The organism is Janthinobacterium sp. TND4EL3, from assembly GCF_900156175.1.
Taxonomy (GTDB): domain Bacteria; phylum Pseudomonadota; class Gammaproteobacteria; order Burkholderiales; family Burkholderiaceae_D; genus Janthinobacterium.
The window spans coordinates 22,406-38,255 of sequence record NZ_FTMV01000007.1; the positions used below are offsets into that span (position 1 = coordinate 22,406).

The window sequence follows — 15,850 nt, forward strand, 5'->3', positions numbered from 1 at the left end:
GATGCCGAAGCGTCACGCGGCCTCACCCTTGCCCATGCGCGACGGCGTGGCAGCCAGCTACCTGTGGCTGCCGGAAGGGCAGTGGCCGGACATGCTCTCCTTCCTGGTCGAGCGCTATCCGCAGATCAGCGCCGCGCAATGGCGGGACCGCATGGCGCGCGGCGAAGTGGTCAATGGCGACGGCGCCGTGCTGGCGCCGGACAGCGCATACAGGCGCGGCATGCGTATTTTTTACTACCGCGAGCTGGAGCGGGAAACGCCGATCCCGTTCCAAGAGGAAATCCTGTTCCAGGATGAACATCTGATCGTGGTCGACAAGCCGCATTTCCTGCCCATGACGCCGGGCGGGCGCTTCGTGCAGGAGACCTTGCTGACGCGCCTGAAGAAAAGGCTCGATTGCGCCGACCTCACGCCCATCCACCGCCTCGACCGCGAGACGGCCGGCGTGGTGATTTTTTCGCGCCAGATCGCCAGCCGGGGCGCCTACCAGTCGCTGTTCCAGCGCCGCGAGGTGCGCAAGACGTACGAGGCGCTGGCGCCCGTGCTGGCGGGACGCGATTTTCCATTTACCTACCGCAGCCGCATGGTGGACGGCGACAAGTTTTTCCTCATGCGCGAAGAGGCGGGCGAGCCGAACTCGGAAACCGTCATCGACGTGATCGAAGAGCGCGGCGGCGTGAATCTGTACCGCTTGCAGCCGCACACGGGGCGCAAGCACCAGCTGCGCGTGCACCTGGCCTCGCTGGGCATCCCCATCGTCAACGATGCGTTTTACCCTGTTGCCCTGCCGTGCAAGGAAGACGACATGTCGCAGCCGCTGCAGCTGCTGGCGCGCGCGATCGATTTCACGGACCCTTTGAGCGGCGCGCCGCGCCACTTTGAAAGCCGGCGCAGCCTGTAGCTGTGCTTATGCCTTGACGGTGTAATCGATGATCAGGGGCGCATGGTCGGAAAACCGCTCGTCCTTGTAGACGCTGACCGTATGCGCCTGGGCCGCGATGCCGGGCGTGGCGACGTGGTAATCGATGCGCCAGCCCACGTTCTTCGCGTAGGCTTGTCCGCGGTTGCTCCACCACGTGTACTGGTCTTCGCGCTTGTCCAGGCCGCGGTGCACGTCGACAAAGCCCACTTCGTCGAAGACGCGCGTCAGCCATGCGCGTTCCTCGGGCAGGAAGCCGGAGTTCTTCTTGTTGCCCTTCCAGTTCTTCAGGTCGATTTCGTGGTGGGCGATGTTCCAGTCGCCGCAGATGACCACTTCGCGGCCCAGCGCCTTCAATTCCAGCAGGTGCGGCAGGAACAGTTCCATGAAGCGGAACTTGGCTTCCTGGCGCTCCGGTCCGGACGAGCCGGAGGGGCAGTACACGGAAATGACGGACAGGTTGCCAAAATCACAGCGCACGTAGCGGCCTTCGGCGTCGAATTCGGGGCTGCCGAAGCCGATATGCACGGCGTCCGGTTCCACCTTGCTGTATACGCCCGTGCCGGAGTAGCCCTTTTTCTCGGCATAGTGGAAATGGCCATGGTAGCCGTGCGGGTTGAGGAATTCCGGCGTCATGTCGGGCAGCTGCGCCTTCAATTCCTGCACGCAGATGAAATCGGCCGTCTGCGTGCCCATCCAGTTGAAAAAGCCTTTTTTTGCGGCGGAACGGATGCCGTTCAGGTTGGCGGAGATAATTTTTGGCATAGGTCGAAAGTGAAAAGGGCGCTGGACGGGGCCGGCGGGCGCGGCATGGCGATTGTCTCGCCGCTGCGCGCGGATTAAAATACAGGCACTTTTAAAAAATGAGGCTAATGTGAATAATTTACGCCAGCAGTTTATCGCGTTTTCAGTATCCAAGGGAGTCTTGCGGTTCGGCGAGTTCACCACCAAGGCCGGACGCCAGTCGCCGTACTTCTTCAATGCGGGCCTGTTCCATGACGGCGCCACCCTGGCCGAGCTGGCGCAGTTCTACGCCCAGACCCTGCTCGACTCGGGCGTGGAATTCGACATGCTGTTCGGCCCCGCCTACAAGGGCATCACCCTGGCGTCGGCCACCGCCGTGGCGCTGGCCGGCAAGGGCCGCAACACCTCGTTCGCCTTCAACCGCAAGGAAGCCAAGGACCATGGCGAAGGCGGCACCATCGTCGGCGCCAAGCTGCATGGCAAGGTTGTCATCATTGACGATGTGATCTCGGCCGGCACCTCGGTGCGCGAATCGGTGGACATGATCCGCGCCGCCGGCGCCGAGCCATGCGCCGTGCTGATCGCCCTGGACCGCATGGAGCGCTCGGGCCCGGACGGCCAGCTGTCGCCAAGTTCGGCGGTGCAGGAAGTGTCGAAACAGTACGGCATTCCCGTCATCTCGATCGGCAACCTGGACGACTTGTTCGGTTACCTGAACGGCGCGGGCGCCGATCCGGAACTGCTGAAACATAAAGAGGCTGTCTCCGCCTACCGCGCGCGCTACGGCATCTAAGGTTCAGGCGCGCTTGAACGTCCTGTTCGTTTGCAGCCGCAACCAGTGGCGCAGCCCCACTGCGGAGCGGGTATGGCGTCGCCATCCCGCCATGTCCGTGCGTTCGGGCGGTACCAGTCCGAACGCGCGCCATCCCGTCAATGCGAATGACCTGGCCTGGTGCGAGGTGATTTTCGTGATGGAGGAGAAGCACAAGTCGCGCCTGCGCGCGCAGTTTGGCCGCCTGCTCGAGCACAAGACCATCCACGTGCTCGATATCCCCGACGAGTATCAATTCATGCAGCCGGAACTGGTCGAGCAGCTCGAACTGTCGGTCGCGTCCATTCTCGGCCTCGATTGACCCAGCGCACCTGCGCATAGCGCCGCTGGATTTCGCGCATCAATACCCTGGCCACGCCGCGATGGCGAAATGGCGGTTTCACGAACAGCATGTTGAGCGTGGCTTCGTCGCCGCAGGGGCTGAAATCGAGCATGGCCACCTGCTGCCCGTCGATCCACGCGCACAGCGCGCTGTCCCCTTGCCAGTCTATCCGCATCACGCCAGCCATGGTTTGACCGCCGCATGCAGGCCCAGGGCGAACAGGCCGATAAAAAAGCAGCGCTTGAATACCTGCTGCGCGATGCGCCCGCGCAGCCATTGGCCGGCCAGCATGCCGGCCAGCGCCGGCAGCAGCGCATACGCGGATGCGCCGGCCGCGCCGAGGCTGAAGTCGCCGTGCAGGGCCAGGCTGGCCGCCAGCGCCACGGTCGAAGCCGTAAACGCCAGGCCCAGCGCCTGCACCAGCGCGTCGCGCGCCAGGCCCAGTCCCTGCATATACGGCACGGCGGGGATCACGAATACGCCCGTGGCGGCCGTCACCAGTCCCGTCGCTGCGCCCGCCAATGGCCCCAGCCACGCTTCGTGCCGCGCCGGCACGCGCAGCTGCAGCGAGAACAGGCCCGCCAGCGCATACAGCATCAGCGCCACGCCCAGCGCGACGACGGCCCAGGCGCCGCTGTCGGCCGGCAGCAGGGCGCCGCCCGCCACGGTACCGGCCATGACGGCCGCCAGCATGGGCCACAGGCGCCGCAGCAGGGCGCGCAGCCCGGGGCCGGCCGCCAGTTGCCAGACATTCGTGACCATCGACGGCACGATCAACAGGGCCGCCGCCTGCACGGGCGGCATGACGAGGCTGAGCGTGCCCATGGCCACCGTCGGCAGACCCAATCCGACTACGCCCTTGACGAAGCCTGCGACGAGGAAGCTGGCGCCGACGGCCAGCAGGAATGACGTCTCCATTTTTTCTATTCCACAGTAAATTGCGTGAATTCTGCGCGTGCTGGGCGGTTTCGCCAAGGTGGATTATTTTGAGTCAGCCTCAGTAAAATACGAAGGCTGGTAAGATGGGGAAAAGGGGAGCCGTCATGCGCTTTGATCTGGTCGATTTGCAGCTGTTCGTCAATGTCGTGGAAGCAGGCAGCCTGACGGCGGGCGCCGCGCGCAGCCATCTCGCATTGGCCTCCAGCAGTGCGCGCGTGCGCGGCATGGAAGAGATGCTGGGCATGCCCTTGCTGCTGCGCGGCCGGCGCGGCGTGGAGCCGACGCCCGTGGGCCAGACCCTGCTGCATCACGCGCGCCTCGTATTGCTGCAAATGGAGAAAATGCGCGGGGAACTCGGCGAATTTGCGCGCGGCTTGAAAGGGCAGTTGCGGCTGCTGTGCAATACGGCCGCGCTCAGCGAATTTTTGCCCGAGGCGCTAGGCGCTTTTCTCGACCGCCACCCGAACCTGACCATCGACCTGGAAGAGCGCCTCAGTTACGATATCGTCAAGGCCGTCTCGGAAGGGCTGGCCGACATGGGCATCGTGTCCGACTCGGTCGACATGCGCGGCCTGCAGACGTTTCTGTTCCGCCCCGACCGGCTGGTGGTGATTGCCGCGGCCGATGGCGTGCATCACCGCGCCCTGGGCCAGGATGGCGTCGTCGCGTTCTCCACGCTGCTGGATCACGATTTCATCGGCCTGGCCGACGACAGCGCGATGCAGCAGTACCTGGGCATGCATGCGGCGCGCCTGGGGCGCCCCTTGAAGGTACGCGTGCGCCTGCGCAGCTTCGATGCCGTGTGCCGCATGGTGGCCAGCGGCGTGGGCATCAGCGTGGTGCCGCTGGCGGCGGCCAGCCGCTGCCAGCAGACGATGGCGCTGCGCTGCCTGGAATTATCCGATCCCTGGTCCGTACGCAATCTGACGATCTGCGTGCGCCAGTTCAGTGAACTACCCCTGTACGCGCGCCAGTTGATCGATCATCTGAAGGCGTGACAGGGCATGACAGGAGCAGCGATGCGTTTTTCAGAAGACAAGATGGCCAGCCTGCTGTGCAGCGACCAGGTCGAGCGGCCCATCCACATCTGGCAGCCGGAGCATCCCCGCGCCGTGATTCTGGCGATCCACGGCGGCATGGCGCATGCGGGCGACTACGTCACGCCGGCGCTGTATTTTCGCCAGCACGGCATCGCCACCGTCAGCTTCGACATGGTGGGCCACGACGGCAAGCGCAAGGTCGATATCCCCTCGTTCGACGCCTTCCTCGACGACGAGGAGCTGTTCCTCGCCTGGGTCAAGCAGGCATATCCGGGCGTGCCCGTGTTCGTCATGGGCCACTCCATGGGCGGCCTGATCGCCACGCACCTGGGACTGTGGCGTTTTGCGGGCGATCCGGCCATCAAGGGCTTCATCATTTCATCGCCGTATTACGTGAATGCGATACCCGTGCCGAAGGTGCTGCAGATGCTGTCGGGCTGGCTGGCGCAGCGCTTTCCCACGATGAAAGTGCCGCTGGGCAACTTGACCATGCTGCTGACGCACGATCAAACCATCACCGCGCGCCACTTCCAGGACGAGCGCGACGGCATCCGCGCCAGTGCGGCGTCGGTCCGGTTTGCCCATGCCTTGATGTCGGCGCAAAAGGCGCTGGCGGGCGGCTTGTCGGACTGGCGCTTCCCCCTGTTCGCCGTGGTGGCGGGCGACGACAAGCTGGCCGATAGCCGCGCCACGGAAAGCCTGCTGCGCAGCGTGCCCGAGGGCCTGCTCGACTACCATTTTTACCCGGCCAATTATCACGAGAACTTCAATGAAGTGAACCGCGAGGCGATCTTTGCCGCCATCCTGGCCTGGATGGAAAAACTGCTCGCACCCGTGCAGGCCTGAGGGCCAGGTATCGCTATAATCGGATTCACTTAATTTACCGCCGGCGCATGCCGGCCCGGTCCCCGCGGCACAGGGGAATACTCAAGGAACGAACGATGCGCTTGCTGATTGCCCTGTTACTGCCGTGGCTGACCTTTTTCACGATCGGCCGCCCCATTGCCGGCATCATTTGCCTGATACTGCAGATTACCTTGATCGGCTGGCTGCCAGCGACGATCTGGGCCGTGTATGCGCTGAGCCAGTACAAGACGGACCAGAAGATCGCCGAGGCCATGCGCCGGCGCTAACCTAAGGCTGGCCTAAGCTGCGCTACCTATCTTGATTCAACCAACACGAGGAGAGTGAGATGGCACCAGACAGACGCGGTACCTTGACCCTGGCGGCGGCAATGCTGGCCGCCGGCCTGTTGCTGGGAAATGCGGCGCAGGCGCAAACCGACGCCGCACTGCCGCCCGTGCAAAAGAGCGGGGCGGTGGAGTACCTGAGCGGCGGCATCGGCCTCGATGAGTCGACGGCCATCAAGAGCGCCAGCGGGCATTGGCCCTTGAGTCTCGTGTTTTCCGTGCAGGCGGCGGGCAAGGCGGAATTTGCCTCCGACGTAAAGCTGGAAATACGCGATGCCAAGGGCGCTTCGGTGCTGGAAACGACGGCCAGCGGACCGTTCCTGCTGGCGAAGCTGGCGCCGGGAAGCTACAGCCTGCGCGCCACCCTGGCCGGCAAGACACTGGAACGCAAGGTGCAGGTCAAGGCGGGCAGTTCCGCGCAGGTGGAGCTGGTCTGGCCGGCGGGAACGAACCAGGGCCGGCCTTGATCCGGCGACGGCAGCCCGATCAGCTGACCGCGAGTACGCGCCCTTCGGCGGCGCTTTGCAGCGCCAGTTCGATCAGGCGTATTGTCGCTGCCGCATCCTCGGCCGCCACGGGCGCCGCTGCGCCGTGGCGGATGGCGTCGGCCATGCCCCGGTAGAATTCCTGGTAGCAGCCCGGCTGCATCGCCAGGTGGTCGAAATGGCCATCCGGCTGCGTGCCCAGGTGCAGCGCGCCGCGCACGGGGTCCACGCCCCAGCCGGGCTGTCCCGGCCTGCCGCCAGCCTTCAGGGCATCTTCCTGCGGGTCGAGGCCAAACTTCACGAAACTGCCCTTGTCGCCATGCACGGCGAAGCGCGCCGTCGGCGCCTTCACCAGGCAGCCGGCCTGCAGCACCACGCGCAGCCGGTCGTAGTACAAGACGATGTGCATATAGTCGACGGCTTGCGCGCCATCGCGCTGCAGGGCGATATCTGCGTACAGTTTTTCCGGCTTGCCGAACAGCTGCATGGCCTGGTCCAGCATGTGCGGGCCCAGGTCGTACAGCAAGCCGCCGCCCGGCGCGCCGGATTCGCGCCAGCGCTGGCGGATCTCGGGGCGGAAACGGTCGAAATGCGATTCGACGCTGGCGATGCGCCCCAGCGTACCTTGCGCCAGCAGCGCTTTCAGGGTGAGGAAGTCGCCATCCCAGCGTCGGTTGTGGTACACGCTGAGCACCAGCTTGCGCTCTTTCGCCAGGGCGATCAGGCTCTGCGCTTCAAAGCTGGAAATGGTGAAGGGCTTGTCCACCACCACGTGCTTGCCCGCTTGCAGGGCCGCTTGCGCCAGGCTGAAATGCGCTTCGTTGGGCGCGGCGATGACGACCAGTTCGATGGATGGATCGGCAAACAGCTGCGCGGGTTCCGCATACACGGTCGCGTGCGGCCAATCCTTGTGCACGAGCTCGGGCTTGCTGGAGGCGACGGCCGTCAGTTCCAGGGCATCGATGGCGGACAGCACGGGAGCGTGGAAGGTGGAGCCGGCAAAGCCGTAGCCGACCAGGCCGGTCTTGATCTTGTTCATGGCGGATTCACAGGTGCGTGGAAGAATCCATGATCATACCCGCAAGCGGGCGGCGGCACCGCTGCAGCAATGCTGCCACGATGTGCCGCCGCTCCTGCCTTAGTTCAGGCTCCAGACGTATTGCACCTTGACGCTGGCGCTGACCGGCTTGCCGCCAGCCAGGGCCGGCTTGAACGTGCACTTGGCAATGCCGCTGCGTGCCGCCTCGTCGAGGGCCGGATGGCCGCTGCTCTTGACCACGCTCGAGTCCAGTACCTTGCCGGTGGCATTCACGTCGAAGGACATGATGACCGTACCTTCTTCCTTCGCCTGCAGCGATGCGGCCGGCCAGGCCGGTTTGCCGCACACGCCAAAGTCGATGATGGGGCGGCGCTCCAGCACGGGTGCGCTGTCGGCGGCGACGGCCTGGCCGTAGATGCCAAGGCAGGCACCGGCCAGTGCCAGCAGCGGCACGGCCGCCTTCCAGTTCAGGGCTTGTGGTGCGGGGCGCAGCAATCGTTTGATACGTGACATAAGATCTCCTCCGTTGGCCGCCTGGGCCAGGTGGTGGGTTGAGAACTGGAGACGTTCCAGTTCCGAGAGTGCAAGAGCCAGACGCCGCGGTTCGCCCAGTTGTCTTGCTGCGAAATCATCTGCAATATGTTCGCGTTCGAGGCGCACGCCGCGTGAAAGCCACCAGACGGCAGGGTGGAAGAACAGCAGCGCCTCGATGGCGTTTTGCAGCAGGTTGATCAGATAATCGTGGCGCCGGATGTGCGCCAGTTCATGCGCCAGCAGCGCATCGAGCAGGTGGGGCGGCATGCCGGTGAGCAGCGCCGCAGGCACCAGCACCATGGGGCGCCAGATGCCTGCCGTGAGCGGACTGGCGATGTGGTCGAGCACGCGCAGCCGCACGGGTCGAGTCACGCCGGCATCGTGCGCCATGCGCGACAGCCTTGTCTGCAGTTGTGCATGCGCGGCGCCCGTGTTCCTGGCGCTGCGCTCTATCCATAGCATGCCCAGCGCCATGCGCACGGCCAGCACGGCGGCGCACAAGGCCCACACGCCGACGACGGCGCGCAGCAGCAGGTCCAGGTCGGGCAGGCTGTCGGGCGCCAGCAGGGCGGCCGGCAGCAAGGCGCTGGAGTACAGCGCGCCCGTGGCATCGGCCGCGGCCAGGCGCAGATACAAGCCCGCCGCCGGCCACGCCAGGCAGGCCAGCAGGGCGCCGCAACCGACGGCGTAGCGCGCCTCGGGACGCGCATTGCGCAAGGCGGCCCACGCCAGCGCCGTGGCGCAGCCGATCAGCAAGCCTTGCCACAGGAAGTGCAGCAGGGTCCAGCCCAGCGCCGGCACGAAGCCGCTCATGACTGATCGTCCTTGAGCATTTTTTCGATTTCCGCGCGCTCGGCGCGCGACACGCCCGTGCGCAGCGCCGCCAGCACCAGCGCCTTGGCCGAGCCGGCAAAGGCTTTCTGCATCAATTCCTTGAGCAAATTCGTTTGCAGGCTGTCCTGCGCCTGGGCCGGTGCATACACGTGCGAACGCTGGCTTTCGTCACGGATCAGCAAGCCCTTGCCATGCATGATCTGCATCAGGCGCAGCACGGTGCCATACGTGATGGCCGGCTTGGCCAGCGCCATCGCCTCGTGCACCTGCTTGGCCGTGGCGGCGCCCAGCGGCCACAGCGCCTGCAGCAGATCGAGTTCGGCTGCCGTCGGTTTCGGGATGTCGGAAGTCTTGGCCATGCTGCTTTTCCTCTTGCTGGAATTTCAATATAGCTAGATTAGCCGTTGTAGACAGAAATGTATACTTTAATTTTCGTGGACCTTCAAACGTCTTTCAAAACAACGGGAAAGTCTAGACAAAGCTGTTTATAACCGTTGTGTGCAGACGAAAAAAAAGACGCCGCAGCGTCTTTTTTTGGGGCAAGTGAAAATTATCCCGCCAGCTTGGCTTTCAGCAGTTCCGTCAGCTGGGCCGGGTTGGCCTTGCCCTTGGACGCCTTCATGGCCTGGCCGATCAGCGCGTTGATGGCCGCTTCCTTGCCGGCGCGGTACTGTTCCACCGACTTGGCGTTCGCCGCCAGCACTTCATCGACGATGGACGCCAAGGCACCGGTATCCGAGATCTGCTTCAAACCCTTGGCATCGATGATCGTGTCGACCAGGTGCTCGTCGCTGGATTTCGCCTCCCACATGCCGGCGAAGACTTCCTTTGCCGCCTTGTTCGAGATCGTGCCGTCGGCGATGCGCTTGAGCATGGCGGCCAGCTGGGCGGCGGAGACGGGCGCGTCGTCCAGGTCCACGCCTTCGCGGTTCAGGGTCGACGACACGTCGCCCATCAGCCAGTTGGCGGCGGCCTTGGCGTTTTCCTTGCCGGCCTTCTCGACCACGGCGACAAAATAGGTGGCCATCGCCTTCGATTGCGTCAGCACCAGCGCGTCGTAGTCCGGCAGCGCGTATTCGCTGATGAAGCGGGCGCGCATGGCGGCCGGCAGTTCCGGCATCGAGGCCCTGACCGTGGCTATCCACTCTGGCGAGATGACCAGCGGCGGCAGGTCGGGGTCCGGGAAGTAGCGGTAGTCCTGGGCGTCTTCCTTGCTGCGCATTTCGCGCGTTTCCTTGCGTTCCGGATCGTACAGACGCGTTGCTTGCACGACCTTGCCGCCGTCTTCGATCAGCTCGATCTGGCGGCGCACTTCGACGTGCACGGCTTCCTCGATGAAGCGGAAGGAGTTCAGGTTCTTGATTTCGCAGCGCGTGCCGAATTCCTTCTGGCCGACAGGGCGCACGGAAACGTTGACGTCGCAGCGGAACGAGCCCTCCTGCATGTTGCCGTCGCAAACGCCCAGCCACATGACCAGCGAGTGCAGGGCCTTGGCGTAGGCCACGGCTTCGGCGGCGCTGCGGATTTCCGGTTCCGAGACGATTTCCAGCAGCGGCGTGCCGGCGCGGTTCAAGTCGATGCCGCTCATGCCCGCATAGTCTTCATGCAGCGATTTGCCCGCGTCTTCTTCCAGGTGGGCGCGCGTCAGGTTGACCGTCTTGGTGACGAATTCACCGTCCTTTTCGTAGCCGAAGGTCAGTGCGCCGCCGATGACGACGGGGTCTTCGAACTGGCTGATCTGGTAGCCCTTGGGCGAATCGGGATAAAAATAGTTTTTACGGGCAAAGACCGAGTGCGGCGCGACGGTGGCGCCCACGGCCAGGCCGAAGCGGATCGCACGGTCGACGGCTTGCTTGTTCATCACCGGCAGCACGCCCGGCAGCGCCAGGTCGACGGGGCTCGCCTGCGTGTTGGCTTCGGCGCCGTACTTGATCGGCGAACCGCTGAAAATTTTGGATTCGGTCGTGAGCTGCACGTGGTTCTCAAGACCGATGACGACTTCCCATTGCATAGTGTTCTCGCTTATTTTTTGGTGGCGCCGCCCGGGCGGCGCGAATTTTTTCTTAGATGCCGGCAGGGCTGCGTGTATGCCAGTCCGTCACCAACTGGAACTGGTGGGCCACATTCAGCAGCTTGGCTTCGCCAAAATAATTGCCGATGATTTGCAGGCCGACGGGACGCTTGCCGTTTTTCTCGCCTGCGCCGAAACCGCAGGGTATCGACATGCCGGGCAGGCCGGCCAGGCTGGTCGACAGGGTGTAGATGTCGGCCAGGTAGTTTGCCACCGGGTCGTCCGTCTTGTCGCCCAGGTCCCAGGCGACGGTCGGCGCGACGGGGCCCATGATGACGTCGCAGACGGCGTCCGGGCCATTGAGCACGGCCTCGAAGTCCTGCGCGATCAGGCGGCGGATTTTTTGCGCCTTCAGGTAGTAGGCGTCGTAGTAGCCGTGGCACAGCACATAGGTGCCGACCATGATGCGGCGCTGCACTTCCGGACCGAAGCCCTGGGCGCGCGATTTCTTGTACATGTCCTGCAAGTCCTTGTACTCGCTAGCGCGGTGGCCGTAGCGCACGCCGTCGTAGCGCGACAGGTTCGACGATGCTTCGGCAGGCGCGATCATGTAGTAGGCGGGAATCGACAGGGCCGTATTCGGCAGCGAAATATCGACCAGGGTGGCGCCCAGCTTTTCATACTGCGCCAGCGCGCCGCGCACGGCCGCTTCCACGTCCTTGGCCAGGCCTTCGCCGAAGTACTCGCGCGGCACGCCGATGCGCAAGCCAGTGAGGGGTTGCTCCAGGTCGCGCGAAAAATCTTCCGCCACGCCGCCCTGTTCCGGCGACAGGCTGGTCGAGTCGCGCTCGTCGAAGCCGGCCATGGCGGTGAGCAGCAGGGCGCAGTCTTCGGCCGAGCGGGCCATCGGGCCGCCCTGGTCCAGCGACGAGGCAAAGGCGATCATGCCGAAGCGCGAGACGCGGCCATACGTCGGCTTGATGCCGGTGATGCCGCAAAAAGCGGCAGGCTGGCGGATCGAGCCGCCCGTATCGGTGCCGGTTGCTGCCGGCGCCAGGCCGGCCGCGATGGCGGCGGCCGAACCGCCCGACGAGCCGCCCGGCACGGCTGTTTTATCCCACGGGTTCTGCACGGCGCCGAAGGCCGAGTTCTCGTTGCCGGAACCCATGGCGAATTCATCGCAATTGACCTTGCCCAGGGTGACCATGCCGGCCGCCTGGAATTTTTCCACCACGGTGGCGTCAAACGGGCTGGCGTAGTTGGCCAGCATTTTCGAGCCGGCCGTCGTGCGCCAGCCTTTCGTGACGAACAAGTCCTTGTGCGCGATCGGCACGCCCGTCAGCGGCGTGGCCGTGCCGGCGGCGATGCGCGCGTCGGCGTCGGCAGCTTGCGCCAGGGTCAGCGCACGGTCGACGTGCAGGAAGGCGTTCGAGTTGTCCGCTGCGATGCGGTCGAGGAAATGCGTCGCCAGTGCAACGGCGGAAATTTCCTTGTTCTGCAAAAGCGTGGACAGCTGTTTGATGGATTTTGTATGCATGGCGTTTCTATTTGATTTTATTCGGCGGAAGACAAGCGTATTCGGCGAGGGCGTGAAGGATGCTTATTCGATCACTTTTGGCACGAGGTAGAGTCCATCTTGTACCTTCGGCGCGACGGCCTGGTAGGCGTCGCGGCGATTTGTTTCCGTGGCGACGTCTTCGCGCAGACGCAGGGCGATATTGTCCATATGGGCGGCCAGCGGGTGGCTCAGGGGCGCCACGCCATCGGTATTGACGGCTTGCATTTGTTCGGCCAATGCAAAAATCTTGTTCAATTGGGCCAAAGACGTGACGGCCTGGTCGTCGGCCATTTCGAGTTGGGCCAGGTGGGCGATGCGTTTTACGTCGGAGAGTGTCAGGGACATGGCGAATGGCGCGGAGTGCCGCGCATTAGTATTAAGTTGGCGTTTTGATAAAACGCGGGTATTTACTGCTATTTTGCTCACAAAAATCGAGGAATGCCGCGTAACTCGCGGCTGCAAGCGTCGCACTTTTCCATGGTTTTTGAGCAAATCGCATTCAAATTATAAGGTAGAATGGCGGGTTAATGCGTTGCCGGCGCTGATGGACCGCTGCCGCAGCATAGAAAAGATTGCGCAAGCGCCAAGCGAAACCCGGGAAAACCGCCTTCATGGTTTTTCAGGGTGCCTGAAAGCGCCCGCTTTGAAACTCCCCATAAACAGCTTTTGCGCAGCTCGATGCGCTACAGGACACTCATGTTTGGTTTTTTACGCAGGTATATCTCCACCGATCTGGCCATTGACTTGGGCACGGCCAATACCCTTATTTATGTGCGCGGCCTCGGTATCGTCCTGGACGAGCCGTCCGTCGTAGCAATCCGCCAGGAAGGCGGTCCGAATGGCAAGAAGACCATTCAGGCAGTCGGCAAGGAAGCCAAGCAGATGCTGGGCAAGGTGCCGGGCAATATCGAAGCGATTCGTCCGATGAAAGATGGCGTGATCGCCGACTTCACCGTGACCGAGCAGATGCTCAAGCAATTCATCCGCATGGTGCACGACTCGAAATTCTTCCGTCCGTCGCCGCGTATCATCATCTGCGTGCCTTGCGGTTCGACCCAGGTCGAGCGCCGCGCGATCCGCGAATCGGCCCTGGGTGCAGGCGCCTCGCAGGTGTACCTGATCGAAGAACCGATGGCAGCGGCCATCGGCGCGGGCTTGCCCGTGTCGGAAGCGACCGGCTCGATGGTGGTCGACATCGGCGGCGGCACCACGGAAGTGGGCATCATCTCGCTGGGCGGCATGGTCTACAAGGGTTCCGTGCGCGTGGGCGGCGACAAGTTCGATGAAGCCATCGTCAATTACATCCGCCGCAATTACGGCATGCTGATCGGCGAACAGACTGCCGAAGCCATCAAGAAGGCCATCGGTTCGGCCTTCCCGGGTTCCGAAGTGAAGGAAATGGAAGTCAAGGGCCGCAATCTGTCCGAAGGCATCCCCCGTTCGTTCACCATTTCCAGCAACGAGATCCTCGAAGCGCTGACGGACCCGCTGAACAACATCGTCTCGGCCGTGAAGAACGCGCTGGAGCAGACCCCGCCGGAACTGGGCGCCGATATCGCCGAAAAAGGCATGATGCTGACGGGCGGTGGCGCACTGCTGCGTGACCTGGATCGCCTGCTGATGGAGGAAACCGGCCTGCCGGTGCTGGTGGCCGAGGACCCGCTCACCTGCGTGGTGCGCGGTTCCGGGATGGCACTGGAACGTATGGACAAGCTCGGCTCGATCTTCTCCTACGAATAATCTGACAGAAGGGCCGGAACTTCAGTTTCCGGCCTTTTTTTGGTTTTGGTGCCGGCGTTTGCCCGGGGCCTGTACGTTGGCGCTCCGCGCCTGATTACTGGATGTCATGGAATACAGTCCTCCGCCACTTTTCAAACAAGGCGCCTCCGCCCGCGTCAAGATGATGGTGTTCGCCGGCATTTCTATTGCCCTGCTGCTGGTCGATTCGCGCATGCACGCGCTGACGGCCGTGCGCCAGGCAGTCGGCACCGCGCTGTATCCGGTGCAGATGGCGGCCCTCGTGCCGCGCGATGTGGCGCTCGGCGTCGGCAACTATTTTTCATCGCTGTCGGCGCTGGAAAAGCAGGTGCGCGACCTGAAGCACGAACAGATCGCCTCGGCGCAGATCCTGCAGCAGGCGCAGCTCAACATCGTTGAAAACAACCACTTGCGCAAGCTGATGGAAGCGCGCGAGCGCGTCCCCGTCAAGACCATGATGGCCGAAGTGCTGTACGACACGCGCGATTCCGCCTCGCGCAAGATCGTGCTGGACCGGGGCATACAGAATGGCGTGGAACTGGGCCGCCCCGTGATTGACAATCTGGGCGTGGTGGGACAAGTCACGCGCGTGTTCCCTTTCACCTCCGAGGTAACCCTGCTGACGGACGAAGAGCAGGCCATTCCCGTGCAGCTGCTGCGCAATGGCGTGCGCAGCGTGGCCATCGGCCGCGGCAAGTCCGGCACCATGGAGCTGCGCTTCACGGCCCCCAGCGCCGATATCCAGATCGGCGACATCGTCATTACCTCTGGCCTCGATGGGCTGTACCCGGCCGGCCTGGCCGTGGCGCGCGTGACCCTCGTCGAGCGCAATGCGCATGGCCCGTTCGGCCGCGTCGTGTGCCAGCCGCTGGCTGGCATTGAACGCAATACCCAACTGCTCATTTTGATGACCTCGCCCGAGATCGCCCCGCGGCCGCCCGCCGACGATGTCAAGACGGGCCGCAAGATCGCCGGCAAGATGGCGCCGATCAAGGACCCCGCCAAGGAGGCGGCCGCCGCGACCGCGCCGGCCGCGAAACCGCCTGCCAGCCCCGCGCCGAAACCCGCTGCGCCTGCAGGACCTGTGCCGGCACCCGCCGCCGTGCCACCGAAGGAGGCGACACGATGAACCGCCCGCATTACATCCTGCTGCCGGTCAGCCCCCTGTTTATCGGCTTTTCCCTGCTGTGTGCGTTTCTGCTGAATTTGCTGCCATGGGGGCAGTTCGTCGGCGTGCCCGATTTCGTCGCGCTGGTACTGGTCTTCTGGGGCGTTCATCAGCCGCGCAAGGTCGGTATCGGCGTGGCTTTCTTCATGGGCCTGATGATGGACGTGCACGACTCGACCCTGCTGGGCGAGAATGCGCTGGCCTATACGCTGTTGTCGTACTTCGCCATCATGATGCACCGCCGCGTATTGTGGTTCCCCATCATGACCCAGGCGCTGCACGTGCTGCCGCTGCTGCTGCTGACGCAGGCGCTGCAGTTGCTGACGCGCTTGATCGTTTCTGGCCGTTTCCCCGGCTGGCTCAATTTCATCGAGAGCTTCGTCGCCGTCGCGCTGTGGCCTTTCGTTACCTGGATCCTGCTGGCGCCGCAGCGCCGCGCCGTGGACCGTGACCATAACCGGCCGATTTGACGGGCGC

General features: G+C 63.8%; 18 protein-coding genes. 10 read left to right on the forward strand and 8 right to left on the reverse strand.

All coding sequences use genetic code 11. From position 1 onward, the window contains the following. Position 1: 1 nt before the first annotated feature. A complete protein-coding gene (locus tag BXA07_RS12520) occupies positions 2-901 on the forward strand; it encodes an RluA family pseudouridine synthase (RefSeq protein WP_076568254.1) in 900 nt (299 codons plus the stop codon). 6 nt (positions 902-907) lie between these two features. On the opposite strand, the gene BXA07_RS12525 is transcribed toward BXA07_RS12520, so the two are convergent. Next, complete coding sequence (locus tag BXA07_RS12525) at positions 908-1,684, reverse strand: exodeoxyribonuclease III (RefSeq protein WP_076568255.1); 777 nt, start codon at positions 1,682-1,684, stop codon at positions 908-910. Between the two features lie 109 nt (positions 1,685-1,793). Here BXA07_RS12525 and pyrE point away from each other — a divergent pair, with 109 nt between their 5' ends. Then, positions 1,794-2,456, forward strand: a complete 663-nt coding sequence (gene pyrE / locus BXA07_RS12530; RefSeq protein WP_076568256.1) for an orotate phosphoribosyltransferase — start codon at positions 1,794-1,796, stop codon at positions 2,454-2,456. Positions 2,457-2,469: 13 nt separating this feature from the next. Then, a complete protein-coding gene (locus tag BXA07_RS12535) occupies positions 2,470-2,796 on the forward strand; it encodes a low molecular weight protein tyrosine phosphatase family protein (protein WP_170909655.1) in 327 nt (108 codons plus the stop codon). Positions 2,797-2,991: 195 nt separating this feature from the next. On the opposite strand, the gene BXA07_RS12540 is transcribed toward BXA07_RS12535, so the two are convergent. Further along, on the reverse strand, positions 2,992-3,735 hold the full coding sequence (locus BXA07_RS12540) for a sulfite exporter TauE/SafE family protein (RefSeq protein ID WP_076568258.1): 744 nt from the start codon (positions 3,733-3,735) through the stop codon (positions 2,992-2,994). A 125-nt stretch (positions 3,736-3,860) separates the two neighbouring features. Here BXA07_RS12540 and BXA07_RS12545 point away from each other — a divergent pair, with 125 nt between their 5' ends. From BXA07_RS12545 to BXA07_RS12560, 4 genes are all read left to right on the forward strand, one after another. Further along, entirely contained in the window at positions 3,861-4,754 is an 894-nt protein-coding gene (locus tag BXA07_RS12545) for a LysR family transcriptional regulator (RefSeq protein WP_070222806.1), read from the forward strand. A gap of 21 nt (positions 4,755-4,775) precedes the next feature. Continuing rightward, complete coding sequence (locus BXA07_RS12550; RefSeq protein ID WP_076568259.1) at positions 4,776-5,642, forward strand: alpha/beta fold hydrolase; 867 nt, start codon at positions 4,776-4,778, stop codon at positions 5,640-5,642. A 95-nt stretch (positions 5,643-5,737) separates the two neighbouring features. Then, complete coding sequence (locus tag BXA07_RS12555; RefSeq protein ID WP_034749384.1) at positions 5,738-5,929, forward strand: YqaE/Pmp3 family membrane protein; 192 nt, start codon at positions 5,738-5,740, stop codon at positions 5,927-5,929. Between the two features lie 59 nt (positions 5,930-5,988). Continuing rightward, positions 5,989-6,453: a carboxypeptidase regulatory-like domain-containing protein gene (locus BXA07_RS12560; protein ID WP_076568260.1), complete on the forward strand. Its 465-nt coding sequence runs from the start codon at positions 5,989-5,991 to the stop codon at positions 6,451-6,453. A gap of 19 nt (positions 6,454-6,472) precedes the next feature. Here the strand turns inward: BXA07_RS12560 and BXA07_RS12565 are convergent, their stop codons facing one another. The 6 genes from BXA07_RS12565 to gatC form a co-directional block, all read right to left on the reverse strand. Further along, positions 6,473-7,510, reverse strand: a complete 1,038-nt coding sequence (locus tag BXA07_RS12565) for an oxidoreductase (protein WP_076568261.1) — start codon at positions 7,508-7,510, stop codon at positions 6,473-6,475. Between the two features lie 99 nt (positions 7,511-7,609). After that, positions 7,610-8,857 (reverse strand): M56 family metallopeptidase, encoded by a 1,248-nt coding sequence (locus BXA07_RS12570; RefSeq protein ID WP_076568262.1) that lies wholly within the window; start codon positions 8,855-8,857, stop codon positions 7,610-7,612. Next, positions 8,854-9,237, reverse strand: a complete 384-nt coding sequence (locus BXA07_RS12575; protein WP_076568263.1) for a BlaI/MecI/CopY family transcriptional regulator — start codon at positions 9,235-9,237, stop codon at positions 8,854-8,856. The genes BXA07_RS12570 and BXA07_RS12575 overlap by 4 nt, the downstream gene beginning before the upstream one ends. 191 nt (positions 9,238-9,428) lie before the next feature. Further along, positions 9,429-10,904, reverse strand: coding sequence for an Asp-tRNA(Asn)/Glu-tRNA(Gln) amidotransferase subunit GatB (gene gatB, locus BXA07_RS12580; RefSeq protein ID WP_280175056.1), 1,476 nt, complete (start codon positions 10,902-10,904; stop codon positions 9,429-9,431). 37 nt (positions 10,905-10,941) lie between these two features. Then, on the reverse strand, positions 10,942-12,426 hold the full coding sequence (gene gatA / locus BXA07_RS12585; RefSeq protein WP_076568265.1) for an Asp-tRNA(Asn)/Glu-tRNA(Gln) amidotransferase subunit GatA: 1,485 nt from the start codon (positions 12,424-12,426) through the stop codon (positions 10,942-10,944). 63 nt (positions 12,427-12,489) lie between these two features. Beyond that, the gene (gatC, locus tag BXA07_RS12590; RefSeq protein WP_076568266.1) at positions 12,490-12,792 is read right to left on the reverse strand and encodes an Asp-tRNA(Asn)/Glu-tRNA(Gln) amidotransferase subunit GatC; all 303 of its coding nucleotides are present in this window, start codon (positions 12,790-12,792) and stop codon (positions 12,490-12,492) included. 351 nt (positions 12,793-13,143) lie between these two features. Here gatC and BXA07_RS12595 point away from each other — a divergent pair, with 351 nt between their 5' ends. The 3 genes from BXA07_RS12595 to mreD all read left to right on the forward strand — a co-directional run bounded on the left by BXA07_RS12595 (position 13,144) and on the right by mreD (position 15,843). After that, positions 13,144-14,187, forward strand: a complete 1,044-nt coding sequence (locus BXA07_RS12595; RefSeq protein ID WP_010393186.1) for a rod shape-determining protein — start codon at positions 13,144-13,146, stop codon at positions 14,185-14,187. 106 nt (positions 14,188-14,293) lie between these two features. After that, on the forward strand, positions 14,294-15,334 hold the full coding sequence (gene mreC, locus BXA07_RS12600) for a rod shape-determining protein MreC (protein WP_076568267.1): 1,041 nt from the start codon (positions 14,294-14,296) through the stop codon (positions 15,332-15,334). Then, positions 15,331-15,843 (forward strand): rod shape-determining protein MreD, encoded by a 513-nt coding sequence (gene mreD / locus BXA07_RS12605; protein WP_076568268.1) that lies wholly within the window; start codon positions 15,331-15,333, stop codon positions 15,841-15,843. Before mreC ends, mreD begins: the two co-directional genes overlap by 4 nt. Positions 15,844-15,850 lie beyond the last annotated feature (7 nt).